The sequence below is a fragment of the Planomonospora algeriensis genome, assembly GCF_977012225.1.
In genome coordinates this window covers 1-25,683 of record NZ_CDRNDK010000027.1, presented here as the reverse complement: position 1 = coordinate 25,683, position 25,683 = coordinate 1, and the positions used below count along the sequence as shown (strand labels likewise).

29 protein-coding genes and 1 pseudogene are annotated in these 25,683 nt (G+C 71.8%); 15 read left to right on the top strand and 15 right to left on the bottom strand.

Going from position 1 to position 25,683, the window contains the following annotated elements:
* Positions 1-85 precede the first annotated feature (85 nt).
* From upp to ACWJ6R_RS05370, 6 genes are all read left to right on the top strand, one after another.
* Positions 86-724, top strand: a complete 639-nt coding sequence (gene upp / locus ACWJ6R_RS05395) for a uracil phosphoribosyltransferase (RefSeq protein WP_449061127.1) — start codon at positions 86-88, stop codon at positions 722-724.
* Between the two features lie 147 nt (positions 725-871).
* Positions 872-1,105, top strand: coding sequence for a hypothetical protein (locus ACWJ6R_RS05390; RefSeq protein ID WP_068900379.1), 234 nt, complete (start codon positions 872-874; stop codon positions 1,103-1,105).
* Between the two features lie 127 nt (positions 1,106-1,232).
* Entirely contained in the window at positions 1,233-1,391 is a 159-nt protein-coding gene (locus tag ACWJ6R_RS05385) for a hypothetical protein (protein WP_449061126.1), read from the top strand.
* Positions 1,388-1,918, top strand: coding sequence for a PH domain-containing protein (locus ACWJ6R_RS05380; RefSeq protein WP_449061125.1), 531 nt, complete (start codon positions 1,388-1,390; stop codon positions 1,916-1,918). Before ACWJ6R_RS05385 ends, ACWJ6R_RS05380 begins: the two co-directional genes overlap by 4 nt.
* Before the next feature lie 133 nt (positions 1,919-2,051).
* Positions 2,052-3,410, top strand: coding sequence for a helix-turn-helix domain-containing protein (locus tag ACWJ6R_RS05375; protein ID WP_449061124.1), 1,359 nt, complete (start codon positions 2,052-2,054; stop codon positions 3,408-3,410).
* Between the two features lie 108 nt (positions 3,411-3,518).
* Positions 3,519-4,208 (top strand): FadR/GntR family transcriptional regulator, encoded by a 690-nt coding sequence (locus ACWJ6R_RS05370; RefSeq protein ID WP_449061123.1) that lies wholly within the window; start codon positions 3,519-3,521, stop codon positions 4,206-4,208.
* Positions 4,209-4,269: 61 nt separating this feature from the next.
* On the opposite strand, the gene dnaN is transcribed toward ACWJ6R_RS05370, so the two are convergent.
* The 3 genes from dnaN to ACWJ6R_RS05355 form a co-directional block, all read right to left on the bottom strand.
* Positions 4,270-5,370 carry a DNA polymerase III subunit beta gene (gene dnaN / locus ACWJ6R_RS05365; protein ID WP_449061122.1) on the bottom strand — a complete coding sequence of 367 codons (1,101 nt, stop codon included), beginning with the start codon at positions 5,368-5,370 and terminating at the stop codon, positions 4,270-4,272.
* Positions 5,371-5,565: 195 nt separating this feature from the next.
* Positions 5,566-6,225, bottom strand: a complete 660-nt coding sequence (locus tag ACWJ6R_RS05360; protein WP_449061121.1) for a response regulator transcription factor — start codon at positions 6,223-6,225, stop codon at positions 5,566-5,568.
* Positions 6,226-6,280: 55 nt separating this feature from the next.
* A complete protein-coding gene (locus ACWJ6R_RS05355) occupies positions 6,281-7,813 on the bottom strand; it encodes a sensor histidine kinase (protein ID WP_449061120.1) in 1,533 nt (510 codons plus the stop codon).
* 143 nt (positions 7,814-7,956) lie between these two features.
* Between ACWJ6R_RS05355 and ACWJ6R_RS05350 the strand changes: the two genes are divergently transcribed.
* Together ACWJ6R_RS05350 and ACWJ6R_RS05345 are read left to right on the top strand one after the other, a co-directional pair.
* A complete protein-coding gene (locus ACWJ6R_RS05350) occupies positions 7,957-8,868 on the top strand; it encodes an ABC transporter ATP-binding protein (RefSeq protein ID WP_449061119.1) in 912 nt (303 codons plus the stop codon).
* Positions 8,865-9,602 (top strand): ABC transporter permease, encoded by a 738-nt coding sequence (locus tag ACWJ6R_RS05345; RefSeq protein WP_449061118.1) that lies wholly within the window; start codon positions 8,865-8,867, stop codon positions 9,600-9,602. Before ACWJ6R_RS05350 ends, ACWJ6R_RS05345 begins: the two co-directional genes overlap by 4 nt.
* Before the next feature lie 74 nt (positions 9,603-9,676).
* Here the strand turns inward: ACWJ6R_RS05345 and ACWJ6R_RS05340 are convergent, their stop codons facing one another.
* A complete protein-coding gene (locus ACWJ6R_RS05340) occupies positions 9,677-10,075 on the bottom strand; it encodes a winged helix-turn-helix transcriptional regulator (RefSeq protein WP_449061117.1) in 399 nt (132 codons plus the stop codon).
* A gap of 108 nt (positions 10,076-10,183) precedes the next feature.
* Here ACWJ6R_RS05340 and ACWJ6R_RS05335 point away from each other — a divergent pair, with 108 nt between their 5' ends.
* Complete coding sequence (locus tag ACWJ6R_RS05335) at positions 10,184-11,119, top strand: NADP-dependent oxidoreductase (RefSeq protein WP_449061116.1); 936 nt, start codon at positions 10,184-10,186, stop codon at positions 11,117-11,119.
* Between the two features lie 54 nt (positions 11,120-11,173).
* Here ACWJ6R_RS05335 and ACWJ6R_RS05330 read toward each other — a convergent pair whose 3' ends face one another.
* Positions 11,174-12,448, bottom strand: a complete 1,275-nt coding sequence (locus ACWJ6R_RS05330; RefSeq protein ID WP_449061115.1) for a DUF5685 family protein — start codon at positions 12,446-12,448, stop codon at positions 11,174-11,176.
* Between the two features lie 233 nt (positions 12,449-12,681).
* On the opposite strand from ACWJ6R_RS05330, the pseudogene ACWJ6R_RS05325 reads away from it, so the two are divergent.
* Both ACWJ6R_RS05325 and ACWJ6R_RS05320 read left to right on the top strand, forming a co-directional pair.
* Positions 12,682-12,861 (top strand): annotated as a pseudogene (locus ACWJ6R_RS05325) (metallophosphoesterase family protein); the annotation flags it as partial.
* A 97-nt stretch (positions 12,862-12,958) separates the two neighbouring features.
* Entirely contained in the window at positions 12,959-13,234 is a 276-nt protein-coding gene (locus ACWJ6R_RS05320; protein WP_449061132.1) for a hypothetical protein, read from the top strand.
* 101 nt (positions 13,235-13,335) lie between these two features.
* Here the strand turns inward: ACWJ6R_RS05320 and dnaB are convergent, their stop codons facing one another.
* Entirely contained in the window at positions 13,336-14,691 is a 1,356-nt protein-coding gene (gene dnaB / locus ACWJ6R_RS05315) for a replicative DNA helicase (RefSeq protein WP_449061114.1), read from the bottom strand.
* A gap of 330 nt (positions 14,692-15,021) precedes the next feature.
* Here dnaB and ACWJ6R_RS05310 point away from each other — a divergent pair, with 330 nt between their 5' ends.
* Both ACWJ6R_RS05310 and ACWJ6R_RS05305 read left to right on the top strand, forming a co-directional pair.
* Positions 15,022-16,344, top strand: a complete 1,323-nt coding sequence (locus ACWJ6R_RS05310; protein WP_449061113.1) for an MATE family efflux transporter — start codon at positions 15,022-15,024, stop codon at positions 16,342-16,344.
* Positions 16,345-16,579: 235 nt separating this feature from the next.
* Positions 16,580-18,109, top strand: coding sequence for an APC family permease (locus ACWJ6R_RS05305; protein ID WP_449061112.1), 1,530 nt, complete (start codon positions 16,580-16,582; stop codon positions 18,107-18,109).
* Between the two features lie 89 nt (positions 18,110-18,198).
* Here the strand turns inward: ACWJ6R_RS05305 and ACWJ6R_RS05300 are convergent, their stop codons facing one another.
* From ACWJ6R_RS05300 to rpsF, 7 genes are all read right to left on the bottom strand, one after another.
* Positions 18,199-18,942, bottom strand: coding sequence for an amino acid ABC transporter ATP-binding protein (locus ACWJ6R_RS05300; RefSeq protein ID WP_449061111.1), 744 nt, complete (start codon positions 18,940-18,942; stop codon positions 18,199-18,201).
* Positions 18,939-19,784, bottom strand: coding sequence for an amino acid ABC transporter permease (locus tag ACWJ6R_RS05295; RefSeq protein ID WP_449061110.1), 846 nt, complete (start codon positions 19,782-19,784; stop codon positions 18,939-18,941). Before ACWJ6R_RS05295 ends, ACWJ6R_RS05300 begins: the two co-directional genes overlap by 4 nt.
* Before the next feature lie 139 nt (positions 19,785-19,923).
* The gene (locus tag ACWJ6R_RS05290) at positions 19,924-20,802 is read right to left on the bottom strand and encodes an ABC transporter substrate-binding protein (RefSeq protein WP_449061109.1); all 879 of its coding nucleotides are present in this window, start codon (positions 20,800-20,802) and stop codon (positions 19,924-19,926) included.
* 143 nt (positions 20,803-20,945) lie between these two features.
* Entirely contained in the window at positions 20,946-21,392 is a 447-nt protein-coding gene (gene rplI, locus ACWJ6R_RS05285) for a 50S ribosomal protein L9 (RefSeq protein ID WP_449061108.1), read from the bottom strand.
* Positions 21,393-21,406: 14 nt separating this feature from the next.
* A complete protein-coding gene (gene rpsR / locus ACWJ6R_RS05280; protein ID WP_012895699.1) occupies positions 21,407-21,643 on the bottom strand; it encodes a 30S ribosomal protein S18 in 237 nt (78 codons plus the stop codon).
* A 110-nt stretch (positions 21,644-21,753) separates the two neighbouring features.
* Positions 21,754-22,335, bottom strand: coding sequence for a single-stranded DNA-binding protein (locus ACWJ6R_RS05275; RefSeq protein WP_449061107.1), 582 nt, complete (start codon positions 22,333-22,335; stop codon positions 21,754-21,756).
* A 75-nt stretch (positions 22,336-22,410) separates the two neighbouring features.
* Complete coding sequence (rpsF, locus tag ACWJ6R_RS05270; RefSeq protein ID WP_068900348.1) at positions 22,411-22,701, bottom strand: 30S ribosomal protein S6; 291 nt, start codon at positions 22,699-22,701, stop codon at positions 22,411-22,413.
* 222 nt (positions 22,702-22,923) lie between these two features.
* On the opposite strand from rpsF, the gene ACWJ6R_RS05265 reads away from it, so the two are divergent.
* Complete coding sequence (locus ACWJ6R_RS05265; RefSeq protein ID WP_449061106.1) at positions 22,924-23,244, top strand: hypothetical protein; 321 nt, start codon at positions 22,924-22,926, stop codon at positions 23,242-23,244.
* Positions 23,245-23,407: 163 nt separating this feature from the next.
* Here the strand turns inward: ACWJ6R_RS05265 and ACWJ6R_RS05260 are convergent, their stop codons facing one another.
* A complete protein-coding gene (locus ACWJ6R_RS05260; RefSeq protein ID WP_449061105.1) occupies positions 23,408-23,593 on the bottom strand; it encodes a hypothetical protein in 186 nt (61 codons plus the stop codon).
* 135 nt (positions 23,594-23,728) lie between these two features.
* Here ACWJ6R_RS05260 and ACWJ6R_RS05255 point away from each other — a divergent pair, with 135 nt between their 5' ends.
* Positions 23,729-24,487: a deoxyribonuclease IV gene (locus ACWJ6R_RS05255; RefSeq protein WP_449061104.1), complete on the top strand. Its 759-nt coding sequence runs from the start codon at positions 23,729-23,731 to the stop codon at positions 24,485-24,487.
* 78 nt (positions 24,488-24,565) lie between these two features.
* On the opposite strand, the gene ACWJ6R_RS05250 is transcribed toward ACWJ6R_RS05255, so the two are convergent.
* On the bottom strand, positions 24,566-25,683 hold a 1,118-nt coding region (locus ACWJ6R_RS05250), incomplete at its 5' end, for a mannosyltransferase family protein (protein ID WP_449061103.1).

Genomic DNA, 25,683 nt, shown 5'->3' with positions numbered 1-25,683 from the left:
ATCGTGATCAAAATCCCCTCCCGAAGCTCCTGTCACACATCGTCCGTTATCCACCTTCCTGTCGTCCCGGCTACCGTGGACGTCCATGGAGACCCTGGTCGTCGACCACCCGCTGGTGGCCCACAAGCTGACCGTCCTACGGGACGTGAACACGGACTCGCCCACCTTCCGGCGCCTCGCCGACGAGCTCGTCACGCTGCTCGCGTACGAGGCGACCCGGCACGTCCGGGTCAGCGAGGTCACCGTGGACACCCCCGTCGCCCCCGCGAAGGGCGTGCGCCTGGCCCACCCGCACCCGCTGGTGGTCCCGATCCTCCGCGCCGGCCTCGGCATGCTGGACGGGATGACCCGGCTGCTGCCGACGGCCGAGGTCGGCTTCCTCGGGATGATCCGCAACGAGTCGACGCTCCAGGCGGAGACCTACGCCACCCGGCTCCCGGACGACCTGTCGGGCCGCCAGGTCTACGTGGTCGACCCGATGCTGGCCACCGGCGGCACCCTGGCCGCGGCGATCGAGTTCCTCTTCGAGCGCGGCGCCGACGACGTGACGGCGATCTGCCTGCTGGCCGCCCCGGAGGGCATCGCCTACATGGACGCCGCCTTCGCCGGCAGCGGCAGGCCGATCCGCCTGGTCACCGCCGCCCTGGACGAGCGGCTCAACGAGCACGGCTACATCGTCCCGGGGCTGGGGGACGCCGGTGACCGCCTCTACGGCGTGGTCTGAGGGCTTCTCGGGGCCCGTTCTCGCCTGACGGAGGGTGTCGCCGACACCTTCCGTTACATTCCGTGATTACATGGGTACGGAGAGTTTCGACACGGCATCTCTTCGGCACGCCCGGCCCGGCGATCGCGGACGCATACAGGGAGAACAGTGAACGAGGGCATCATCCCGGCCGCGGAACCGGACCCCTACGCGGACCTGAGCGCCGCACTGCGGGAGGAGTTCTCCGCGATCCACCCGGCGGCCACCGTGACCCGCTGCGTGGACGCGGCCCGCTACGGCGCGCTGGAGATCACAGGCCACGCCCATCCCTGGCTGGTGGAGCGGATCGCCCGCAAACACCTGCAGGTGCTGGCGCTGGCCGCGAGCGGGCGTGACCGATGAGATCCGCGCCGGGCCGGTGAGGTCCGCCGACAGCGGAAGACCGAATCGGCTCACACGCTTTACCCCACGTAATGCGTGGGTAATGTATACGTCGGGTGCAGTGGGTGAGTGGTAACTGGAGGCCTAAGTGCAGGGCAAGAAGGTTCTGAAATGGAGCGCCATCGTCTTCGTGGTGTTCTTCCTGTTCACCCGGCCGGATGACGCGGCGCACACGGTCAGAGGAGCCATCGACTCGATGTACACCGCGGCCGACTCGCTGGCCCAGTTCGTCTCGCATCTCTCATGAGGCTGGTGACTCACGGGGACTCCGCTCCCTCGTCGGTCAACCGCTACCTGCTCCCCCACGAACACCAGGTCATCATGGTGCGGCGTCACCCTGCCGTGCTGCTCCGCCCCGTCGCCGAGGTCTTCGGCGGCCTGATCATCGCCGGCCTGCTCAGCAAGTGGCTCGGCGACCAGAACGCCGGCGGCGGACTCGTCGTCGTCTGGTGGGCATGGCTGCTGCTGCTCATCCGCTTCGTGTGGAAGGTGGCGGAGTGGTCGGTCGACTACTTCGTCGTGACCTCCAAGCGCATGCTGCTCACCACGGGGCTGATCACGCGCCGGGTCGACATGATGCCGCTCGGCAAGGTGACGGACATGAGCTTCCAGCGCTCCCTGCTCGGGCGCATGCTGGGATACGGCGAGTTCATCCTCGAGTCGGCCGGTCAGGACCAGGCGCTCTCGACGATCCCCTACATCCCCTATCCCGAGACGCTCTATCTCGAGGTCTGTCAGATGCTCTTCCCCGGCGGCAACGACTCGGATGATTAATCCCTGTATGTCCACTGTGACGTAGGGAAATTGGAACGAGTTCGACCAGGGATTCTGCACGGGGGTTACCCGATTCGGCTGCTTCGTGCAATCATGGCTGCAACATTGACCATCCCCCGCCCTGAGAGATCAGATGCCGAGTCAGGGAACCATCGGTGACCGTGTCCGCGGATTGCGGCTGAGCAGGCGCATGTCCCAGGCCCAGCTCGCCGGGCCGGACTTGTCCGACAGCTACGTGTCCCTCATCGAGTCGGGCAAGCGCACGCCGACCCCTGTGGTCGCGCGACTGCTCGCCGAACGCCTGGGGTGCACCACCGAGTTCCTCCTGCACGGGGTCGAGCCGCGTCAGCGCATCGACACCGAGCTCGGCCTGCGCCACGCGGAGCTGGAGCTCCACCACGGCGACCCGGCCCTGGCGGCGGATCGCTTCGGTGACATCGTCAAGGCCGCGGGCGACGAGAACGCCATCATCTCCGCCCTCGCCCGGTTCGGCCGCGCCCGCGCCCTGGAGTCGCAGGGCCGGATCGGTCCCGCCGTCGAGGCGTTCGAGCGGCTCCGCCGCGAGGCCGCCGCCCATCCCGAGCGCCTGGCGGACCTGCCGCTGACCGTCGCCCTGAGCCGGTGCTACCTGCGCGCCGGCGACACCCTGCGCGCCCACGATCTGGCGCACGACGCCCTGGTCCAGGTGAACCGGCTGGCGCTGACCCAGGGCGAGATCGCGGTCGACCTGGCCGCCGCCCTGATGGAGACCGATTCCTCTCGGGGGACGGACTCCCCGGGCCTGGCCTATGTCCGGCAGGTCATCATGGCCAACGGGGTGCCCGCCGCGGTCAACCGCGAAGCGGAGGTCCACTCCCTCTGGCAGGCGAGCGCGACCGCGGCCGAAGGAGAGGACTCGGCGCTGGCCGTACGCCTCGCCGACGACGCGATCGCGACCGGGCGGCCGTCCCGGATGGCGCTCAGGCTCGCCCTCATCGCGATGGAGTGGTCCCGCCTGGCGGCCTCCCGCGACGACGAGCCCATGAGCGGGATCCCCGAGCTCGCGAGCGCGGCCGGTGAGGTCTTCGCCACCTTCCCCTCCCTCGTCGGCGAACGCGCCAAGAGCCTGGTCGTGCTCGCCCACGTGCAGCTGCGGACCGGCGACCCCGGCGGCGCGGTCCGGCTGGCCGGTTCGGCCCTCGGCCTCCTCGGGGAGCGCCCGGACGGCATCGGCGCCACCGCGCACCTGCTGCTCGCCGAGATCGCGCTCGCGTACGGCGAAGGGGACGCCCTCACCAGTCTGCGGAACGCGCAGGCCCTGCTCGACGGCCTGCGCCCGGCCTCCACCGGCTCCGACCGGGAGACCGCCCGGATCTGGCGCCGGCTCGGAGACCTGTACGGCCAGGCCGGTGCACGGGATGCGCAGACCGCCGCGTATCGTAAGGCACTCGAGGCAGTCGGCGTGCGTGGCGCGCTGGTGGGCATGACGGTCGACTCTGCCCTGGTGCGGTAAGGCTTCTCTTGCCCCTGGGGCTCCAGATTTGGATTTATGCCTCCGGAATAATTAGGGTCGATCAGTCATTGACTCATAGGATGATTGGTTCCCCATAGGAGGCGGACTGTGAGTCTGCGTACGGCGCACCGAGCGTCGCTCGTCGACCAGGTGATCGATCAGCTCAAGGAGCAGATCACGTCGAACTCCTGGCAGATGAACGCGAAGATCCCCACTGAGACGGTGCTCGCCGAGCAGCTCGGGGTCGGACGCAACACCGTGCGGGAAGCCGTCCGGGCGCTCACCCATGCGGGCCTGCTGGAGTGCCGTCAGGGCGACGGCACCTACGTGCGCGCCACGAGTGAGCTCTCCGGGGCCATGCTCCGGCGGCTGCGCGCCGCCGAGCAGCTGGAGATCTTGGAGGTACGGCGCGCGCTGGAGGTCGAGGCCGCCCGGCTGGCCGCCACCCGGCGCACCGACGAGGACATCGCCCTCATCGAGGAGGCCCTGGCCGTACGGGAGCGGGCCTGGGAGGTCGGTGAGCCCGACGGGTTCGTCGAAGCCGACCTCGCCTTCCACATGGCGGTCGTCCACGCCACCCACAACCGCGTCCTGGTCGACCTCTACGAGGACTTCTCGGCCGCCCTGCGCGCCAGCATCAAGGCCGCGGGGACGGCGATCGACAGCAGCTACATCCCGCACGACGCGATCGCCCGTGCCATCGCCGCCGGTGACGTGACCGCCGCCGAACGCGCGGGACACGCGTGCATGGAGCACATCCTGATCGCGCTCACCGACTCCCAGGAAGTCTCCGCCTGACCTTCCGGGGCTTCGCCCCGTATGGCGAAGGGCCCGCCCCGTCGGGGCGGGCCCTTCGCGCTCACGCCTGGCGCAGGGACATGACGAGGTAGCGGAAGGCGGGCACGGCGTCTCCCGGGACCTCGGTGATGAGGGCCGGACGCGTCGGCGACTCCATGTTGAGGCGGACGAACTCGCTCTCCACCCCGGAGAGGCCGTCCAGCAGGAACTGGGACTGGAAGGCGATCTGGATGTCCCCGCCGGACAGCTCCGCGTCGAGGACCTCCGTCCCCCGACCGACCTCGCCCCCGCCCGCCTGGATGGTCACCTGCCCCTGTCCGAAGGACAGGCGGATCGCGGTGGTGGGTTCGGCGACCAGCCGGATCCGTTTGACGGCCTCGACGAACGGCGCCACCCGGACGTCCGCCCGGATGGACCAGTCACCGGCCAGCCGGGCGCGGTAGTCGATGAACTGCTCGTCGAGCAGCCGGACCGTGGTGCTCCGCCCGACGCTCTCGAACCCGGCGATGCCGTCGCCCAGCGCCACCGCCACCTCGCCGCCGCGCAGTGACCTGGCCACCTCGACGAGCACCCGCGCGGGGACCACGGCCGCGGCCTCGGCACCGGGTCGCTCCGGCCGCCAGTCGAACTCCCTGGCCGCGATGCGGTAGCGGTCGGTGGCGGCCATCGTCACGTGCTCACCGGCGACGTCGACCCGGACACCGGTCAGCATGGGCAGGGTCTCGTCGCGGCTGGCCGCGGGGGCGACCTGGCCGACCGCGCTCGCGAAGACCACGCCGCCGATCGCGCCGATCCTCGGCGGCATCGCGGGCAGCGTCGGGAAGTCCTCCACCGGCATGGTGCGCAGGTTGAACTCCGCGCTGCCACAGGTCAGCGCCGCCTCCGAGCCGTCGGCGACCACCTCGACCGCCTTCCCCGGCAGGCTCCGCGTGATCTCCGCCAGGACCCTGCCCGGGATCAGCACCCGGCCGGGCTCGGCCACCTCGGCCTCCACGGACGCCCGGGCGGAGACGTCGTAGTCGAAGGCCGAGAGCACGAGGTCCTCCGGCCCGGCCTCCAGGAGCAGGCCGGACAGGACGGGGAGCGCCGGACGGGCCGGCAGCACCCGGGCCGCCCAGGCCACGGCTTCGGCCAGGACGTCGCGGTCAACCCGGAATTTCACGTCGGAACCCCTTCTGCATGCGGATGTCCGTACTCGGACAGACGTTATCCGCTGCCACCGACATTCGGCCCCACCCGCGAGGCGCGCCGGGTGCTCCGGCCTCTCCTCGTCCGACCGCGTGGCGGAGCATCCCGGCGCGACGGCCCGAGCCCGTTCCGGTGCGGCCTGGACCGGGGCGGGACCGGGCGGACCGGGTCAGGACCGGGCCGCGTTGAGGTAGGTCAGGACGGCCAGGACCCGGCGGTTGTCGTCGTCGGACGGGGCGAGGCCGAGCTTGGTGAAGATGCCCGCGGTGTGCTTGCCGACCGCGCTCTCGCTGAGGAACAGCCGCTGGGAGATCGCCGCGTTGGACCGGCCCTCGGCCATCAGCTCCAGCACCTCGCGCTCGCGCGGGGTCAGCGTGGCGAGCGGCTCGTGCCGGGCGGTGCTGACCAGCAGCTTGGCGATCACCTCGGGGTCCATCGCGGTCCCGCCGGCCGCGACCCGGCGCACGGCGTCGACGAACTGGTCGGCGTTGAACACCCGATCCTTCAGCAGGTAGCCGATCCCCCCGGAGCCGTCGGCGAGCAGTTCGCGGGCGTAGAGCTGCTCGACGTGCTGGGAGAGCACCAGGACCGGCAGGCCGGGGACCGCCCGGCGGGCGGCCAGTGCGGCCTGGAGGCCCTCGTCGGTGAAGGTGGGCGGGAGCCGTACGTCCACCACGGCCACGTCGGGCCGCTCGCCGGTCAGCGCCCGCAGCAGCTCGGGGCCGGACTCGACGGCGGCGACGACCTCGAAGCCGTGGGCCTGGAGCAGGTGGACCAGGCCCTCCCGGAGCAGGTAGAGGTCCTCGGCGATGACGACGCGGGGACTCATCGGCCCCCCTGCGGAGGGTGCGGGGTCCGGGAACGGTGGGGAGGGGTGTGCGGGCTCATCGGTCCGAACATAGGCGGTGTGGAGCGGCCTCGGCCATCCACCGCCGACGGGAGTGCTGGATCGGGAGCAGGACGGCCGCGGCGTACATGGTGGTGCCCAGGGCGATGTTGAAGACGATCAGCAGCCACGACCACGGATCGGGCAGGTAGAGCGGGAGCAACCAGCTCCGCTCCTCCGGAGCGACCAGCTTCATCACCAGGGTGACCAGCCCCTGCGGGAAGAGCGGCAGCCAGGCCAGGCCCCAGCCGGTTCCCACGATGAGCCACTTCCACCAGGGCATCTTCTCCGTGCTCCGCTGCTCGCGGACGCCCCGCGCGTACGGGAGCTCGATCACCGCGGTGGTCGGCCCGCCCGGCGGGCTGCTGAGCGCGAGCACCCCGTCGAAGGCGGCCAGCCGCCGCTCGATGCCGCGCAGGCCGCTGCCCCGCGCCGGGTCGGCGCCGCCGGAACCGTCGTCGGTGACGGTGATCCGCACCGCCCCGTCCCGGCTGCCCACGTCGATCCAGACGCGGTCCGCGCCCCCGTGGCGCGCCGCGTTGGTCAGCAGCTCGCTGACCGCGAAGTAGGCCGCCGACTCCACCGGCGGCTCGGGCCGCACCGGCAGCTCGACGGCGACCTCGGCCTTGAGCGGGCTGTCCAGGGCGAGGGCGCGTACGGCGTCGCCGAGGCCGCGCTCGGCCAGGACCGGCGGGTGGATGCCCCGGACCAGGCCGCGCAGCTCGGTGAGTGCGGTGGAGGACGCCTCACGTGCCTTCGCCAGCAGCGCCCTGGCCGCCGCGGGATCGGACTCCACCAGGGTCTCGACGGCGCCGAGCGTCATCCCGATGGCCACCAGCCGGGCCTGCGCCCCGTCGTGCAGGTCGCGCTCGATCCGGCGCAGCTCGGCCGCCTGCGAGTCCACCGTCTCCACCCGCTCCTGGTTGAGCTTGTGGATCCGGCTCGCCAGCAGGGACTTGGCCGTGGGGCCGAGGAACAGCTCGTTCCACCAGCCGTACAGGCGCAGCAGCCGCGGGAGCGCGGCCGCCCCCGCGGCGACCAGCGCCAGCCCCACCGGCACCCCTCCGATGGGGTGCCACGTCCACGGCAGGGACAGGCCGAAGACCGCGACGGCGAGCGGCAGGAGCAGGAGCAGGCCGCCGGCCAGCGGGTTGAGCAGCAGCCAGACCGTGTCCCGCCAGGTGGCCGGGTCGCCGAACATCCACTGCCAGCGGTTGTGCCAGTCCGGCCAGCGCGGGGTCCGGTAGAGCTGGCGGTCGTGCCGGTACCAGCCGTCGGGCTGCGGCCGGACCGGCGGCGGGGGCGGCAGGTAGGACGGTGCGATCTCCTCGCCGAGCCACCTGCCGTTCAGCCTCCGCGCCAGCCCCGTACGGCGCCGCACCGCCCTGACCGCCGAGGGGAAGAGGAAGATCATCCCCAGTGCGAACGCGAACAGGGCCGTCACCAGGACCCCCGCCGCCAGGAACACGTCCGTCACCGCCAGCAGGCCCAGGAACGCCGCCCGGAGCGGGGCCTCCGCGTATCGCCGCATGACCTTCATGCCCTGCAGTCTCCGCCATCGGCCCCGGTTCCGCCCAGTGGGGCCGGATCCCGTCCGGGAGTGGAGGTAACCCCACCCCCGCCGGGTGCCCAGGGCGATTCTCCCCCCGCGGCGCCGTCCGTAGCGTCGTGGCCATGAAGGTGATCGAGGTTGACAGCCTCCGCAAGCGGTACCGCGACCGGCTCGCGGTGGACGACGTGTCGTTCGCCGTCGAGGAGGGCGAGATCTTCGGTGTTCTCGGCCCCAACGGCGCCGGCAAGACGACCACCGTCGAGTGCGTCGCCGGCCTGCGCACCCCCGACTCCGGCACCGTGAAGGTGCTCGGCGGCCTGCACCGAGACGCGATCAAGGAGAAGCTCGGCGTGCAGCTGCAGAGCTCGGCGCTCCCCGAGAAGATCAAGGTCTGGGAGGCGCTGGACCTGTACGCGTCCTTCTACTCCAAGCCCGCCGACTGGAACGCGCTGCTGGAGCGCGTCGGGCTCGCCGACAAGCGCGACACCCGGTACGGCAAGCTCTCCGGCGGCCAGCAGCAGCGGCTCTCGATCGCGCTGGCGCTGGTCGGCGACCCCGAGGTGGCGATCCTGGACGAGCTGACCACCGGGCTGGACCCGCAGGCCCGCCGGGACACCTGGGACCTCATCGAGCAGGTCCGGGCGGACGGTGTGACGATCGTGCTGGTCACCCACTTCATGGAGGAGGCCGAGCGGCTCTGCGACCGGATCGCGCTGATCGACTCCGGGCGGGTGGTCGCCGTCGACAGCCCGGCCGGGCTGATCTCGCGGGTCGACCGGCAGCAGACCGTGAGGTTCCGGCCCTCGGGACCGCTCGACGACGCCGTGCTGAAGGCGCTGCCCGAGGTGACCGGCGTGCACAGCAGCGGCGGGAGGGTCGAGGTCACCGGCTCCGGCAACCTGCTGCTGGCGGTCACCACCGCCCTGGCCGCGGCCGGGGTCGTCCCCGCCGACCTCCGCGTCGAGCAGGCCACCCTCGACGACGCGTTCCTCGCCCTCACCGGCAAGAAGATCACCAATGGAGACGCCCGATGAGCAAGATGATCACGACCGAGGCCAAGCTGTTCCTCCGCGAGCCCGGTGGGCTGATCTTCGCGATCCTGCTCCCGCTCGTGCTCCTGATCGGCCTGGGCAACGTCATCCCCGGTCTCCAGGAGGCGAACCCGGACATGGGCGGCCAGCGGGGGATCGACAACTACTTCCCCGCGATGATGACGATCCTGTCCGTGGTGACGATGGCGCTGACCGTGCTGCCCGGCACGCTGGCGGCCTACCGCGAGGCGGGGGTGCTGCGCCGGATGTCCACCACCCCGGTCAGCCCGATCCGGGTGCTGGTCGCCCAGCTGGTGAACAACCTCGTCGTCGCGGTGATCGCCACGACCCTGCTGGTCGTCCTGGGCAACCTCTTCCTCGACGTGCCCGTGCCCAAGAACCTACTGCCCTTCGTCGGGGTCTTCCTTCTCGGCACCGCCTCGCTGTTCGCGATCGGCCTGCTGATCGCCGCGGTCGCCCCCACCGCCAAGTCCGCGCCGGCCATCGGCTCGCTTCTGATGTTCCCGCTGATGTTCGTGGCCGGCATGTGGTTCCCCCGGGAGTTCATGCCCGACCTGCTCCAGCGGATCGGCGACTTCCTGCCCCTGGCGCCCTTCGGCCAGGCGCTGCGGGACACCTGGGCGGGCGACGCCCCGCAGACGCTGAACCTGGTGGTGATGGCCGCGACCCTGCTGCTCTTCGGCGGGCTGGCGGCCCGGTTCTTCCGCTGGCAGTGACCCCGCCCGGCGGCGGTGGGCCCGCTTCCCGGCGGCGTGAGCGGGCGGTACGGCCGGCGGGCCGTACCGCCCGGTCACGTGCGGGTGTCGTAGGCCGCGCGGGCCTCGTGGACCTGCTCGATGTGCGACTCGGCCCAGGACTTGATGGCGCGCATCAGCGGCTGCAGGTCCCGGCCGAGGCCGGTGAGCTCGTAGTCGACGCGGACGGGAACGGCCGGGGTCACCGTACGGGAGACCAGGCCGTCGCGCTCCATGGAGCGCAGGGTCTGGGTGAGCATCTTCTGGCTGACCCCGGCCACGATCCGGGACAGGTCGCTGTAGCGCTTCGGGCCGTCGGCGAGGGCGTTCAGCAGCAGGCTGACCCACTTGTCGCTGATCGTGTCGAGCAGCTGCCTGGCCGGGCAGGCGGCGAGGTAGGCGTCGTACTCGGCGCGGGCGTCCTGCCGCCGCTGTTCGGCCGTCCTGGTGGCCATGGCGCTCCTCCCCGTGCGGTACGCACCCCGAAGTGCGTACTTCCCAGGAGAGAGTAGCACTCCATAAGTTTGTCGCATCCTCACCGGAACACGATTCAGGAGACAGAGATGCGCGCTGTGGTGATCCGCTCGTTCGGCGGCCCGGAGGTCCTGGAGACGGTCGACGTCCCGGTCCCCGCGGCCGGCCCCGGCCAGGTCCGGATCAGGGTCGAGGCCGCCGGGGTCAACCCGGTCGACGCCGCCACCAGGACGGGGATGCTCGTCGAGTTCGGGCTGACGACCGCCCGCGAGGTTCAGGGCGTCGGCTGGGACGTGGCCGGGGTGGTCGACGAGGTCGGCCCGGGGGTGGACGCGTTCGCACCGGGCGACCGGGTGATCGGGATCTCCGACCGGCTCGACGTCTCGCACGCCGGATACGCCGAGCAGATCGTCCTCGACGCCGACGCGGTGGCCCCGGCCCCGCGGAACGCCACCCCGGCCGAGGCCGCGACGATCCCTCTGAACGGCCTGACCGCCGCCCAGGCCCTGGACCTCGCCGATCTGGAGGAGGGGCGGACGCTGCTGGTGACCGGCGCCGCCGGAGCCGTGGGCGGCTACGCCGTCGAACTCGCCGCGGCCCGCGGGCTGCGGGTGATCGCGGTGGCGGGCGCGGCGGACGAGGAGGCCGTCAGGAAGCTCGGCGCCGAGTTCTTCGTCCCCCGGGGCGCCGACCTGAGCGCCTCCGTGCGGGCCCTCGTCCCCGGCGGGGCGCACGGCGCGATCGACGCGGCCGTGGTCGGCCTGCCCGCACTGGACGCGGTGCGCGGCGGGGGCTCGTTCGTAGCCGTGATCGGCGGCGCCGCGCCCCTCCCGCTGCGCGGCATCCGGGTGGCCAACGTCTGGGTCCGCGCGGACGGCGCCCGCCTCACCGAGCTGGCCCGGCTCGTGGACGAGGGCCGTCTGACCCCGCGGGTGGCGGACACCCTCCCGCTCGCCGAGGCCGCGGCCGCTCACCGGCGGCTGGCCGAGGGGGGCCTCCGCGGTCGCCTGGTCCTGCTGCCCTGAGGACCGGCCCCGTCCCCGGACCGGGGCGGGACCGGAGACCGCCCCGGAGAGAGGTCAGCAGTCGCAGCCGCAGCCGTCGCAGCAGCACGAACAGCCCTCGCAGCAGCCCGAGCACGCGTCACAGCACTGCCCGCAGGCGTCGCAGCCACCGCAGTCGAGGCGCTCACCGCAGGACTTGTACCGGTCCTCGTCCCACGGCGGCCGGTAGAGCCCGCAGGAGCAGGCCATGAAGCTGAGCGCGAAGCAGAGCCGGGGTCCGCAGCCGGGTTCGGGCTTCAGCCGCGGGTCGCGGGGCGGGGCCGTCCCGGGGTCGCCCTTCCGCCGGGCCCCCGCCGGAGCGTCCCGGTCCGCTGCCCGGCCGGTCCCTCCGGCCTCCCGCGCACAGGCGTCACCGGACGGCTCCCGGGTGCCGGCCCCGCCGGCCGCCGGGGAGCACTGTGCGAAGACCCGGTCCACCGAGCGGCCGACCTCCTTCACCAGCAGCGCCTTGACCAGGCCCCGCTCCTCCAGGTCCAGGTCGGCCACCGCCAGCCGCAGGCCCAGCAGCGCGTCGTCGCAGAGCCGCCGGGCCTCGGCGAGGTCGGTCCCGGTGGCGAGCAGCGGGTTGTAGGCGCCCGCCGTACGGTCCTCCTCCAGGTCCTCCACCGCGTCCACCAGGTGGGCGAGCCGCCCGAAGCAGCGTCCCGCCTCGGCCAGCGAGGCGGCGTTGTGCGGCTTGCCGGCCAGCTCCGCGGTGTGCGCGAACGCGGCGGCGACCGCGTCCTCGGTCGGGGCGGTCAGCGCGAGCAGGGCGAGCCCCGGCTCGGCCTCCAGCCGGGCCTGCCGGGCCACCGCGTCCACCAGCACCCCCGCGTCGAACCCGACGTCGGTGGCCGTCCGGGTCCCGGCGGCCTCCCAGCGCGCGGCCACCCGGCCCGCCGCGGCGGCGACCGGGCGCCGGGCGTACATCCCGTCGCCGTCGGCGATGTGGTCCCTGACCTTGCCCGAGGCCAGGATCAGCGAGGTCGCCGCCGCCAGCCGCACCCCCTCGGCCTGAGCACCGACCACCTCTGCGCCGGAGAATCCGCGCAGCGCGCACGGGGCGGCCCGGCGGCGCGGCGAGAGCGCCGGGGACTGCGCCTCGGCCAGGACCGAGACGATCAGCCCGTCGTAGTTGGTCACCAGGCGCGCCGCGTGCCCGTGCTCGTCGCGCAGCGCCAGGCAGAGCCCGCACAGGTGCGCCATCCATGACGCGAACAGCCCCCGGCACATTCCATGACGACATGGCCGAACGATCCCGAACATCCCCACCCCGCAGTCGTTGAGCAGCTGGCGCAAACCCTGCCACAAGCGACTTAAGGATGACTTGAAACCTCATATGCTCCGGCCTGCGCCTTCCCGTGGACGTCCCCGAGCCGGGCTCTCCACCCGCCACGGACCGGTGCCCCGCGCTCCTACCGGACGCCCCGAGGTCGGCGCCCCTCGCCTGCCACTCTCCGCGGGACCGGTGGCCCACTCCCTTGCGGCGAAGCGGGGACGATGTGGCCCGCCCGCCGTACCGGACTCCGTGCCAGGCTCCTGGCATGCTGACACTGGCCCACTTGAGCGACATCCACATCGACGACGACCCGCGCAGCGCCGACCGGACCCGGGCCGTCATGCGCCACCTGGAGAGCCTTCCCGGGCCGCTGGACGCCGTCCTGGTGACCGGCGACATCGCCGACCACGGCGCGGTGGAGGAGTACGAGACCGCACGCGGCCTGCTGGCCTCCCGCTTCCCCACGGCCGTGTGCCCGGGCAACCACGACGACCGTACGGCCTTCCGCAAGGTCCTCCTCGGCCGCGCTGGGCATCCCCTACGTGGACGAGATCGGGCTGCGCGCCCCCGAACGGCTGGAGGAGGTGCTCCGGCGGCACCCCCAGGTCGTCGCCGTGCTCGCCGGGCACGCCCACACCCCGGCGAGCACCGTGTTCGCGGGCCTGCCCCTGCTGGTCGCCCCCGGTGTGGTCAACACCATCCTGACCCCCGCTGAGTCGGCCGAGCCGGTCCCGGTCGACCGGGGCCGACCGCCCCAGTTCGCCCTGCACGTCTTCGACGGCCGCCGCCTCACCACCCACGTCCGCACGGTGCTCTGACCCCCGTACGGCAGGCCGCCGCGCACCGCCGGAAGCGCCCCCGGACGGCGGCGGGAGAACGGCTCCGCCGGCGGACGCCCGGACCGGAGTCCTGGCACGTCCTAGTGAGGCGCCATGTCGACGAAGCGGCTGTAGTGGCCCTGGAAGGCCACCGTGACCGTGGCGGTCGGGCCGTTACGGTGCTTGGCCACGATCAGGTCCGCCTCACCGGCTCGGGGGGATTCGCGTTCATATGCGTCCTCCCGATGCAGAAGGATGACCATGTCCGCATCCTGCTCGATTGATCCGGATTCGCGAAGGTCGCTGACCATGGGCCTTTTGTCCGTTCGCTGCTCCGGGCCACGGTTCAGCTGCGAGATCGCGATGACCGGGACCTCCAGCTCCTTCGCGAGCAGCTTGATCGCACGGGAGATCTCCGAGACCTCGTTCTGCCGGCTCTCGGTCTTCTTCGGCGAGGACATCAGCTGGAGGTAGTCGATGACGACGAAGCGCAGGTCGTGCCGTTGCTTCAGCCGGCGGCACTTGGCCCGGATCTCCATCATCGACATGTTCGGCGAGTCGTCGATGTAGAGCGGGGCCTCGGCCACCTCGCCCATCCGGCGCGCCAGCCGGGCCCAGTCCTCGTCCGTCATCGAGCCCGACCGCATGGAGTGCAGCGCCACCCGCGCCTCGGCCGAGAGCAGACGCATCGTGATCTCGTTTCTGGACATCTCCAGCGAGAACACGACAGTGGTCATACCGTGCTTGATAGCTGCAGATCTTGCGAAATCAAGTCCTAAAGTCGACTTGCCGATGGCAGGCCGGGCGGCCACGACGATCATCTGGCCGGGGTGGAGGCCGTTGGTGAGGGCGTCGAGGTCCTGGAAGCCGGTGGGGACGCCGACCATCTGGCCGCTCCGGCCGCCGATGGCCTCCAGTTCGTCGAGCGCCCCGGGCATGATGTCGGCCAGCGGCGCGTAGTCCTCGGAGGTGCGGCGCTCGGTGACCTTGTAGATCTCGGCCTGGGCGCGGTCGACGAGTTCGTCGACCTCCTCGTCCTGCCCGCCGTACCCGAAGGAGACGATGCGGGTGCCGGCCTCGATGAGGCGGCGGAGGACGGCCTGCTCGCGGACGATCCGCGCGTAGTAGCCCGCGTTGGCGGCGGTGGGCACGACGGCGGTGAGCGTGTGGAGGTAGGCGCCGCCGCCGACCCGGGCGACCTCGCCGCGCTTCTGCAGCTCGTCGAAGACCGTGACGGCGTCGGCAGGGTCACCCCGGCCGTAGAGGGCGGTGATGATGTCGTAGATGAGCTGGTGGGCCGGGCGGTAGAAGTCGTCGGACCGCAGGATCTCGACGACGTCGGCGATGGCGTCCTTGGACAGGAGCATGCCGCCCAGCACGGACTGCTCGGCCTCGATGTTGTTCGGCGGCGTGCGTTCGAACCCCGGCTCGAAGACCGGTGGATCTGCGATGCTCACCGCGCACCCCCTCTTTCATCGCGGTCCGCTGCCCCTAGTTTTAGCCGACCGGGCTGACAGTCTCGCCGCTCCGCGGACCGGACGGCAACGCGGCCTGTCGACAGACCTGTGGATAACTTGTGCGGTTCCCCCACAGGCATGGGGACAGCCTGGGGACAGTCCTGTGGATAACTGTTTTCCACAGCACGGAAGACCGCTCTGAGCTGGGAAGACTTAATCCACTGCCTGTGGAGGAAAGAAAGTCGGAGTGACGCGTTCGGATCGATCTCCGGCGCCTCCGACACCGGCCCGCCGAGGCGGAGCGTCCGCGGTAAGAGACACAATGAACGGGTGCCTCTTACCCTCCACGCCGACGACCGGCGGATCCTCCGGCTGGCCGTCCCCGCCTTCGGCGCGCTGGTCGCCGAGCCGCTGTTCCTGCTCACCGACACCGTCATCGTCGGCCGCCTGCCCGCGCCCGCGCTCGGCGCGCTGGGGGTCGCGGGCACCGTGCTGAGCGCCCTGGTGGGCCTGTGCGTGTTCCTGGCGTACGGCACGACGGCGTCGGTGGCCCGGCGACTGGGCGCGGGGGACCTGCGAGGGGCGCTCCGCCAGGGGGTGGACGGCCTCTGGCTCGCCGCCGGGGCCGGAGCGGTGATCATCGCGGTCGTGTGGCCGCTCGCGCCGTACCTCGTCCACCTGCTCGGCGCGGAGGGGGAGCTCGCCCGGCAGGCGGTGGTCTACCTGCGGATCAGCCTGCTCGGCGTGCCGTCGATGCTGCTGGTGCTGGCCGGGACCGGGGTGCTGCGCGGCATGCAGGACACCGCGACGCCGCTGCTGGTCTCCGTCGGGTCCTTCGCGCTCAACGCGGTGCTCAACGGCGTGTTCGTCCTGGTCCTCGACTGGGGTCTGGCCGGGTCGGCGTGGGGGACCGTGGCTGCCCAGACCGTGGCCGCCGCGGTCTACCTGGCCATGATGTTCGGCCGTCACCGGGCGCCCTTCCGGCCCGACCGCTCCGGGATCAGGGCGGCGGGGTCGGCCGGGGTCGCGCTGGTCGTCCGCACGCTCTGCCTGCAGGTGGTGCTGGTCATCGCGACGGCGGTGGCCACCCGGATGGGGGACGAGCGGCTGGAGGCCCACACGATCGTCTTCCGGATCTGGATCCTGCTGGCCTTCGCCCTGGACGCGATCGCCATCGCCGGGCAGGCCATCACCGGTCACACCCTGGGCGCCGGGGACGTGGCGGGGACCCGGGCCGCCACCCGGAGGATGGTGGCGTGGGGCGTCGGCTCCGGGGTCGTGCTGGGCGTCCTGGTGGTGGTCGCGGGACCGTTCACGCCCGCGCTGTTCGACGCCGGACCGGCGGTGGCCGGGGAACTGCTCCCCCTGCTCTGGGTGGTGGCGCTCCTGCAGCCGGTCGCCGGGGTCGTCTTCGTGCTGGACGGCGTGCTGATCGGGGCCGGCGACCAGACCTATCTGGCCTGGGCGGGGTTGTGGACGACGCTGGCCTACCTGCCCGCCGCGCTGCTGGTCGTCGTCTCCGGCGGGGGCCTGGTCGCGCTCTGGGCGGCACTCGGGCTGTGGATGGCGGCCCGGCTGGTGACGCTGGGCCTGCGCGCACGCGGCGGCGACTGGCTGGTGACGGGCACGGGGTCCGGCCCGGCCCGCGCGTGACCCGGCCCGCGCGCGACCCGGCCCGGCCCGGTGCGTGACCCGGCCTGGTCCGGTGCGCGGCCCGGTCCGCGTATGACCCGGCCCGGTGCGGGACCTGGGAAGCACGCGGGGTGGCCGATGTGTGACCGGGAGGTGTCCACCACGTGATCGCTTCTCTCTTGTCCCGGGTGAGCCGCTGCGGCACTGTGAACAAGTCCGGCAACAAGGACGTTGCTCCGAACTGATTGGTCACCCCGTGTTCGAGGACCGCTCCCCGTCGATCACCCGCCGCCTCCCGCCGAGCGAAGCCGTGGACCGCTGGACCGGCGCACGCCACGGCCTGGCCAAGACCTACGGGCAGGCCGACCTCATCGTGCTCGGCATCGGCGTCATGATCGGATCCGGCATCTTCAGCCTCGCCGGCCGGCAGGCGGCCACCATGGCCGGACCGGGCGTGATCCTCTCCTTCATGATCGCCGGTATCACGAGCCTGCTCGTGGCCTTCTGCATCGCGGAGCTGTCGTCCGCCATGCCGGCCTCCGGCAGCGCCTACACCTTCACCTACGTCATCTTCGGCGAGGTATGGGCCTGGATCGTCGGCTGGGCCCTGGTGATGGAACTGCTCGTGGCCGCGGCGGTGGTGGCCCGCGTCTGGTCGCTCTACGCCGCCCAGATGCTGGCCGACCTCGGCGTCCCCATCCCCGCGCCGCTCTCCGGGGTCATCGGCCAGGCCGAGGGCTTCGACCTGTTCACCCTGCTCATCCTGGTGCTGCTGACCGGGGTGGTGGCGCTCGGCGCCCGGGTGGGCCTGCGCGCCCTGTGGATCATCGTGATCGCCAAGCTGCTGGCCGTCGGGGCGGTGATCGTGGTCGGCGCTGTCCACTTCGACCAGCGCAACCTGGCCGCCATCCCGGTGCCGTCCGCCCCGGTCGAGACCGCCGCGGACACCCTGCACTCCCCGCTCCTCGGCATGGTCTTCGGCCAGACGACCGCGTTCGGCTGGTTCGGCATCTTCGCCGCCTCGGCCACCATCACCTTCGCCTACATCGGCTTCGACGTCGTGGCGACGGCCGCCGAGGAGGCCGAGGACGCCCCCCGGTCCATCCCCCGGGGCATCATCCGCAGCCTGGTGGCGACCACGGTGATCTACATCGCGGTCGCCGTGGTCATGGTCGGCATGACCTCCTACGACAGGATCGCCCCGACCGCCCCGCTCGCCAGCGCCTTCCGCCGCACGGGCGACGGCTTCATGGTCCACGTCATCAACCTCGGCGCGGTGCTGGGTCTCACCACGGTCGTCCTGGTGCTGCTCGTGGGCCTGACCCGGGTGATCTTCTCCATGGCCCGGGACGGGCTGTTCCCCCGGCCGCTCGCCAGGATCAACCGTTCCTACCACAGCCCGACCCGGGCCACCCTGGTCATCGGCGGGGTGGCGATCCTGCTCGCCGAGTTCGTGCCGGTGCTCACCCTGGAACCGCTGGTCGTGATCGGCAGCCTGTGCGTGTTCGTCGCGGCGGCGGCCGGCGTGCTGCGGATGCGCCGGACGATGCCCGATCTGCCCCGCGGTTTCCGCACCCCGCTCTCGCCGTACGTGCCCATCGCGTCGATCCTGGCGACCCTCTGGCTGATGGTGAACCTCCAGGTCGTCACCTGGCTGTACTTCGCCGCCTGGATGGCCTTCGGCATGCTGGTCTACCTGCTGTACGGCAGGCGGAACAGCGTGCTGGCCGGCGGCCGTCCCACCGCCGACCCCTCCTTCGAGTCCCGCGGGCGGCACCGACGCTGACCCCCGCACCGTGCCGGGCAGGCGGACGGCGGGCACCGTCCACCCGGAAAGGGCTCACCGGCGGTGGGCGCCGTCCACCCGGAAGGGCCTCACAGGCGGCGGGCGTCGAGCACCGTCCGCAGGAACTCCCGGGTCCGGGGCTCCCGGGGATCGGTGAAGATCTGCTCGGGGGTGCCGCGCTCCAGCAGCACCCCGTCGTCGAGGAAGCAGACGGTGTCCGCGATCTCCCGGCAGAAACCCATCTCGTGGGTGGTCAGGACCATCGTCATCCCACCCTCCTTGAGCTCCCTGATGATCTCCAGGACCTCGGCGACCAGCGCCGGGTCCAGCGCCGAGGTGACCTCGTCCAGCAGCATCAGGCGCGGCCGGTTGGCCAGCGCCCGGATGACGGCCACCCGCTGCTGCTGGCCGCCGGAGAGCCGGTCGGGGTAGGCGTCCGCCTTGTCCGCCAGGCCGAACCTGGCCAGCAGGTCCCGGGCCTCTTCCTCGGCCCGGGCCCGGCTCGTCCCGTGCACCCGGCGGGGGGCCAGGGTGATGTTGTCCAGCACGGTCATGTGCGGGAACAGGTTGAACGCCTGGAACACGATGCCCACGCTCTTGCGCACCTCGTCGGCGTCGGTCCTGACGTCGGTGATGTCGACGCCGTCGAGGCGGATCACGCCGTCGTCGACGGTCTCCAGCAGGTTCACGCAGCGCAGCAGCGTGGACTTGCCCGATCCGGAGGCGCCGATCAGGCAGACCACCTCGTGCGCCTCGACCGACAGGTCGATCCCGCGCAGCACGCTGTGGCCGTGGTAGTTCTTCCAGACGCCCTCGATGGTCAGCAGGCTCATGCTCCGCGCCGCCTCTGCGAACGGGCCGCCAGGTGGTCGGTGAGGCGGGCCATGGGGATGGTCAGCGCGATGAACAGCAGCGCCGCGACCAGGGTGGGGGTGTAGTTGAACGTGCTCGCGGCGTAGATCTGCGCCTGGCGCAGCGCCTCGACCACGCCGATCGTCGAGACCAGGGCGGTGTCCTTCTGCAGCGAGACGAAGTCGTTGAGCAGCGGCGGGACGACCCGGCGCCAGGCCTGCGGCAGCACCACGTGGCGCATCGTCTGGCCGTGGCTCAGCCCTAGGGACCGGGCGGCCGCCCGCTGGCTCGGATGGACCGAGTCGATGCCCGCCCGGAACACCTCCGCGACGTACGCGCCGTAGGAGAGGGTGAGGGCGACGACCCCGAGGGTGATCTCGTCCGTGGGGGCGCCCTGCAGCCCGAGCGCCGGGATGCCGAACCCGACCAGCAGGATCACCAGGATGGTCGGCACCCCGCGGAACACGTCGGTGTAGGCCACCGCCAGGGCTCGGAGCGGGAAGAAGGCGGGGGCCCGCAGGTTCCGCGCCAGGGCGACGAGCAGGCCGAGGACCAGGATGATCGGCTCGGCGATCAGGAAGATCTGGACGTTCGTCCAGAATCCGGCGAGCACGTCCGGCCACGCCCTGGCGAAGGCCTCGGCGTCGAAGAAGGTCTCCCGGACGCGCGGCCAGCCCGGCGAGCCGGTGACCACCGCCGCCAGCACGCCGAGGAAGGCGATCGTGGAGACCGTGGCGACCGTGCCCGACCGCACCGCCCGGTTCCGGCGGATCCTCTCCCGCTGGACCTGCCGCTCGCTCTTGACCCAGGTGCGCTCGCTCATGGTCCGGACCGGACCGGGACGGGAGCGCCTCGCCGCGGACCCTGCCGGGAAGCGAGGAGGGACCGGACGAGAACCCGCCGCCGCGGATCCGGCAGGGGGACGGGAACGGTCCGGGCGGGAGCGCAGGCGGCTCGACGGGTCACTTCAGCTCCGGGGCGCCCGCGGCCGAGCCGAGCCAGGTGCTCTCGATCTTCGCCAGCTCGCCGGAGGAGGAGAGCTCCTCGACGGCCGCGTCCACGCAGGAGACCAGCGGGCTGCCCTTCTCGAAGACCAGGCCGAACTGCTCAGGAGCGCCGCCGGCGGCGGCGAACTGGCCGACGATCGCCGAACCCTCCACCTGCGCGGCGGTGACGTAGAACGCCGTCGGCAGGTCCACCACGATCGCGTCCACCTGCTTGTTCTTCAGCGCGTTCACCGCGTCGACCTGCTGGCTGTACACCTTGGGGTCGGCGGTGGGCCGGATGACGTCCTTGACCGCCTGGAGGCTGGTGGTGCCGACCTGCACCCCGATCCGGGCCTCCTTCAGCGACGCCAGGTCCTTCGCGGAGGCGAACTTCGAGCCCTCGACCGCGACGACGGCCTGCTTGACCGTGTAGTAGCCCTTGCTGAAGTCGACGACCTTGGCCCGGTCGGGGGTGATGGAGACCTGGTTGACGTCGAAGTCGAACTTCTTGGCGCCGGGGGCGAACGCGGCGTCGAACGGCACCGTCTCCCAGACGACCTCGCCGGGAGCGAAGCCGAGCTTCCCGGCGATCGCGTAGGCCACGGCGCTCTCGAAGCCCTCGCCGTTCGACGGGTCGTCGTTCTTGAACCAGGGCTCGTAGGCGGGCTTGTCGGTGCCGACGGTCAGCTTGCCCGGGGTCTTCAGCGCGAGCGCGTCCTTGGCGCAGGCGTCCGCGGCAGGGGAGCCGGCGGGAGCGGAGGGGCTCGCCTGGCCCGTCGTGTCCGAGACCGGTGCGCAGGCCACCGCGGTCGCCGCGAGGGCACCGAGCGCGAGCAGCGTAGAGGGACGGACCATGACAAACCTCCGGGGAGAGCGATGACCCCCGAATTCTACGTACGGCCGTCGACCAGGGGAGAAACGGCCTCCCCCGCACCCGGCACACGAGAAGAGGGCCCCCTCCCGGAAGATCGGGAAGGGGCCCTCGTTCACGCTGGCGGTCAGGCCGCGACGACCTCGATGTCGAGGGCCGCGGAGACCTCCGGGTGCAGCTTGACGTTGACCCGGTGGGAGCCGAGGCTCTTGATCCCCGAGGGGATCTCGATGCGACGGCGGTCCAGCTCGGGGCCGCCGGCGGCCTTGACGGCCTCGGCGATGTCGCCCGTGGTGACGGAGCCGAAGAGGCGGCCGGACTCGCCGGCCTTGGTCTTCAGGGTCACCTTCAGGGACTTGAGCCGGCCCGCGACCTCCTGGGCGGTGCCCAGGTCGCGGATCTCGCGCGCGTCACGCGCCTTCTTGATCGAGGCGATCTGCTTCTCGCCGCCGCGCGTCCACAGGATCGCGAAGCCGCGGGGGAGCAGGTAGTTGCGGCCGTAGCCGTTCTTGACCTCGACGATGTCGCCGGGGGCACCGAGGCCGGTGACCTCACTGGTGAGAATGAGCTTCATTGGTCCGGACCTCCTTAGCGCGCGGTGCTCATGTACGGCAGGAGCGCCATCTCACGAGCGTTCTTGATAGCGGTCGCCACGTCACGCTGGTGCTGGGTGCAGTTGCCCGTCACCCGGCGGGCACGGATCTTGCCGCGGTCGGAGATGAACTTCCGAAGCAGCGCCGTGTCCTTGTAGTCGACGTAGGAGATCTTGTCGTGGCAGAACAGGCAAACCTTCTTCTTCGGCTTGCGCAGTGCCGGCTTGGCCATCGTGGTGCTCCTTTCAGAGCCCCGCCTTCAGGCGGGAATGGTCGCTGCGGATACTGGGACTGGGTGGGCGCGGTCGCGGCGGCCGAGAGGGCCGCCGCGGATCGTCCCCTTTAGAAAGGCGGTTCGTCGCTGAAGTCGCCGCCGCCGAAGCCGCCGCCGCCGCCACCCTGCTGGGGGCCGCCGCCGAAGCCGCCGCCGCCCTGCGGGCCGCCGCCTCCGTAGTTGTTCCCGCCGCCGTAACCGCCGCCCTGCTGGGGGGCGGGTGCGGCGGAGGCCCACGGGTCACCGGCCGGGCCGCCGCCGAAGCCGCCGCCACCGCCCTGACGGGCGGTCTTGTTGACCTTCGCGGTGGCGTTGCGCAGAGACGGGCCGACCTCGTCGACCTCGACCTCGTAGACCGTGCGCTTCTCGCCTTCCTTGGTCTCGTAAGACCTCTGGCGCAGCCGTCCCTGGACGATGACCCGCATGCCGCGCTGGAGGCTCTCGGCGACGTTCTCCGCCGCCTGCCGCCAGACGTTGCAGGTCAGAAAGAGACCTTCGCCGTCTTTCCACTCGTTGGTCTGCTTGTCCAGGAACCTCGGAGTGGACGCGATGCGGAACCGGGCCACCGCTTGCCCCGCGGGGGTGAAGCGCAGCTCCGGGTCGTCGACGAGGTTGCCGACGATGGTGATCTGAGTGTCGCCTGCTGCCATGGCTAGCGTGCCCTTCCTGCGGCCTCGGCTGGTTATCGGCTCAGAGTACGGCTGCCGCCCGACAAAAACCGGGGGTCAGTGCACGTCCGGGCGGAGGACCTTGGTGCGGAGGATGCCCTCGTTGAGGTTCATCTGCCGGTCGAGTTCCTTGACCGTGGCGGGCTCCGCGGTCATGTCGATGACGGCGTAGATGCCCTCGGGCTTCTTGGCGATGTCGTAGGACAGCCGACGACGGCCCCACACGTCGACCTTCTCCACGGTGCCGCCATCGTTGCGGACCACCGTGAGGAACTGGTCGAGGGAAGGGGCCACCGTGCGCTCATCGAGCGAAGGGTCGAGGATGACCATCATCTCGTAACGACGCATGCTGACTTCCAACCTCCTCTGGACTCTTGCGGTCACGACACCGTGCCGTGACAGGAGGACGCTGACGTCTTCGTCCCGGGCGCCCACTTCGGCGCCCGGTGCGGAGGGCGGCTCACAGCACACGCCCCCATACAACGCAGCCGGGTCAGCCTACCAGGCTGTCAAGGGTTGGGCGGACGTTCCCCGGGAACCCCCGTACCAGGGGAAAGGGGTGATTTATTCATGTCGCAAGCGACTCGTCCCACCCGCAGACGGGCACCGAGGTTCGCCAGGCTCCCGCTCGGCGGCGACGGCGAGCCCCATCCGCTGGAGAACGGCCTGAGCCTGGCCACGTTCGCCGTCGGGCTGCTGGCCTTCGTGTGCGGGATCATCACCGCCGCGCACGTGGCCGCGTCCTGGCTGGGCCTGATCGGCTTCTGGGGAGGCTTCTACTCGCAGTACGTCTCGGCCACGACACCGGAGCGGGCGCTCAACGTCATCGGCATCGTGGCCTCGTTCGTGGGCGTGGCCCTGGGCGTCTACCACGGCGGTTTCATCCCGTGACACCCGGCGGGGACCGGCCCGTCACGCGGATCCGGCGCGGGAGCCGCCCCGCCGTACGGGTGCGGTGACCGGGCCGCCCGCCGTACGGTGCCCGGGGTGGTGACCCCGGCCGTACGGCGACGCCGTACGGCGGTCCGGTCCGGCGGCCGCCGGCGCCCGGCGGCTATCCCAGGTGCAGGTCCACGCCGAGCAGGACGAGGAACCAGAGCAGGACCGCGAGCAGCGCCTCTGCGACGTCCCTCAGCAGCGCCGGGGTGATGTACTCGTGGACCCAGGCGACGTACAGACCGATCAGGATGTAGATGAGGCCGACGAGGCCGATGCCTCGGCGGTAGCGGTAGGGGGCCATTCTCGACTCCTCGGGCCGGGCCGCCTCCCAGACGGCGGCGGGGGGACGCGTCCTCGCGGCTGCCCCCGGACGGCCCCCTGAAACGGCCGGTTCCGGAGCCCTGGCCGGAAGGTGAGGAACGGCTAGTCTCGACGCATGCCACGCATCGGAGCCCATGTCGACTCGGACGACCCCCTCGCCCACGCCAGGGCGCGCGGCGCCGAGGTCGCGCAGTTCTTCCTCGGCGACCCCCAGGGCTGGAAGGGCCCGGTCATCGGCGAGCGGACCCGGGAGATCGCCGGTTCCGACGTGGACGTCTACGTCCACGCGCCCTACGTGATCAACGTGGCCACCGCCAACAACCGCGTCCGCATCCCCAGCCGCAAGCTGCTGGCCGCGCACCTGGCCGCCGCGGCCGAGCTGGGCGCCAAGGGCCTGGTCGTGCACGGTGGGCACGTGGGGGCGGGCGACGACCCGGCCAAGGGCTTCGAGAACTGGCGCAAGGTGTTCGAGCGCATGGAGGAGCGGCCCGTGCCGGTGCTCATCGAGAACACCGCGGGCGGCGGCAACGCGATGGCCAGGAAGCTGGAGCGGATCGCCCGGCTCTGGGACGCGCTGGACGGCTTCGACGTCGGCTTCTGCCTGGACACCTGCCACGCGCACGCGGCGGGCGAGGAGCTGTCCGAGGTGGTCGACCGGATCATGGCGATCACCGGCCGGATCGACCTGGTCCACTGCAACGACTCGCGCGACGCCTTCGACTCCGGCGCCGACCGGCACGCGAACCTCGGCGCGGGCACCATCGACCCCGGGCTCATCCTCGACGTGTGCCGGCGGGCGGGCGCGCCGATCGTGCTGGAGACCCCGGCCGCCGGTCAGGCCGAGGACCTCGCCTTCCTCCGGAAGAATCTCTGATCCACAGCCTCGGACGGTTGTCCCCAGCCTGTGGATAACTTCCCTGGATTACTTTTCGCCGGAAAGGGGTAAGAGGGGTCATCCCACCCAGGCGCCCTCCATGAAGCTCATCGTGTGGAAGACCGCCAGCGGCCCCAGCACCAGCGCGTAGACGGCGATCACCCCCGTCCGCCAGCGCGGGCCCGGGGTGGAGGCCCTGGCGACGAGCAGGAAGAGCGGCCACCACAGCAGCGCCGAGCGCGGGATCGACAGATAGTAGGCCGAGCAGATCAGCGCCCCCACCTGCAGTCCCACGTAGACGAACTCGCTCCACCGGCGCAGCACGAGCAGGACCACCACGAGCGCGACCCCGACGGCCGCCCCGGCGAGCTCCATCCGGAACGCCCAGGCGAACTGCCCGTCTCCCATGGCCGAGTCCCACGTCGCCGAGAGCGACTCCCAGGGCCAGACCATGGTCCGGCCCCACCCGGCCTCCTGGGCGGTCTTCCACGCCATCCAGTCGCCGGTGCGCCCGTACTGGTAGGCGGAGTAGGCGGCCAGCGGCAGGAACGGCACCGCCAGCCAGGGCGCCCGCCGTACCGATCGGCGCTGCACGGCGAACTCCACGATCAGGGCGAGCGCCAGGAACAGGCCGGTGATGCGCACGCAGGACGCCCCGGCCGCGAGCAGTACGGCCAGCGGCCAGCGGCCCCGCCGGGCGGCCAGCCAGGCGGGGATCGCGAAGGCCAGGAACAGCGACTCGCTGTAGCCCGCGAACAGGAACACCGACATCGGCCAGAGCAGCAGCGCCAGCACCGCCCGCCACCCGGCGCCCGGCGGCCCCTCGAACTCGGCGAGCCGGGCCAGCGCGACCACCGCGACGGCCCCGGCCACGAGGGAGATCAGCAGTCCGGCGAGCCACCAGTCGCCCGTGATCAGGTTCACCGCGCGCAGCGCCAGCGGCATGCCCGGGAAGAACGCGGGCAGCCCCGCGTCCGGGTCTCGCGACGGGTCTCCGTCGTAGCCGTGCTCGGCGATGACGGCGAGCAGGCCGGCGTCCCAGTGCCTCCAGCGCTCCGGGAACGGCGCAACGGTCTCTCCTTTCGCCAGCAGGGCCTGGGCGGACGCGGCGGCGAGGACGACGATCCCCAGGCGGGAGGCGGCCCAGAGCGTCAGCGCCTCCGCCGCGGGGGCCCACGGCGGCCGCGCGGGCCGCG

Bases quoted from the DNA above. Each gene is read 5' to 3' on its own strand.
- upp (WP_449061127.1), top strand. From the start codon at position 86: ATGGAGACCCTGGTCGTCGACCACCCGCTGGTGGCCCACAAGCTGACC.
- ACWJ6R_RS05380 (WP_449061125.1), top strand. From the start codon at position 1,388: ATGAGGCTGGTGACTCACGGGGACTCCGCTCCCTCGTCGGTCAACCGC.
- ACWJ6R_RS05375 (WP_449061124.1), top strand. From the start codon at position 2,052: ATGCCGAGTCAGGGAACCATCGGTGACCGTGTCCGCGGATTGCGGCTG.
- ACWJ6R_RS05360 (WP_449061121.1), bottom strand. From the start codon at position 6,225: ATGAGTCCCCGCGTCGTCATCGCCGAGGACCTCTACCTGCTCCGGGAG.
- ACWJ6R_RS05355 (WP_449061120.1), bottom strand. From the start codon at position 7,813: ATGCGGCGATACGCGGAGGCCCCGCTCCGGGCGGCGTTCCTGGGCCTG.
- ACWJ6R_RS05350 (WP_449061119.1), top strand. From the start codon at position 7,957: ATGAAGGTGATCGAGGTTGACAGCCTCCGCAAGCGGTACCGCGACCGG.
- ACWJ6R_RS05345 (WP_449061118.1), top strand. From the start codon at position 8,865: ATGAGCAAGATGATCACGACCGAGGCCAAGCTGTTCCTCCGCGAGCCC.
- ACWJ6R_RS05340 (WP_449061117.1), bottom strand. From the start codon at position 10,075: ATGGCCACCAGGACGGCCGAACAGCGGCGGCAGGACGCCCGCGCCGAG.
- ACWJ6R_RS05335 (WP_449061116.1), top strand. From the start codon at position 10,184: ATGCGCGCTGTGGTGATCCGCTCGTTCGGCGGCCCGGAGGTCCTGGAG.
- ACWJ6R_RS05300 (WP_449061111.1), bottom strand. From the start codon at position 18,942: ATGAGCCTGCTGACCATCGAGGGCGTCTGGAAGAACTACCACGGCCAC.
- ACWJ6R_RS05295 (WP_449061110.1), bottom strand. From the start codon at position 19,784: ATGAGCGAGCGCACCTGGGTCAAGAGCGAGCGGCAGGTCCAGCGGGAG.
- ACWJ6R_RS05290 (WP_449061109.1), bottom strand. From the start codon at position 20,802: ATGGTCCGTCCCTCTACGCTGCTCGCGCTCGGTGCCCTCGCGGCGACC.
- rplI (WP_449061108.1), bottom strand. From the start codon at position 21,392: ATGAAGCTCATTCTCACCAGTGAGGTCACCGGCCTCGGTGCCCCCGGC.
- rpsR (WP_012895699.1), bottom strand. From the start codon at position 21,643: ATGGCCAAGCCGGCACTGCGCAAGCCGAAGAAGAAGGTTTGCCTGTTC.
- ACWJ6R_RS05275 (WP_449061107.1), bottom strand. From the start codon at position 22,335: ATGGCAGCAGGCGACACTCAGATCACCATCGTCGGCAACCTCGTCGAC.
- rpsF (WP_068900348.1), bottom strand. From the start codon at position 22,701: ATGCGTCGTTACGAGATGATGGTCATCCTCGACCCTTCGCTCGATGAG.
- ACWJ6R_RS05265 (WP_449061106.1), top strand. From the start codon at position 22,924: ATGTCGCAAGCGACTCGTCCCACCCGCAGACGGGCACCGAGGTTCGCC.
- ACWJ6R_RS05260 (WP_449061105.1), bottom strand. From the start codon at position 23,593: ATGGCCCCCTACCGCTACCGCCGAGGCATCGGCCTCGTCGGCCTCATC.
- ACWJ6R_RS05255 (WP_449061104.1), top strand. From the start codon at position 23,729: ATGCCACGCATCGGAGCCCATGTCGACTCGGACGACCCCCTCGCCCAC.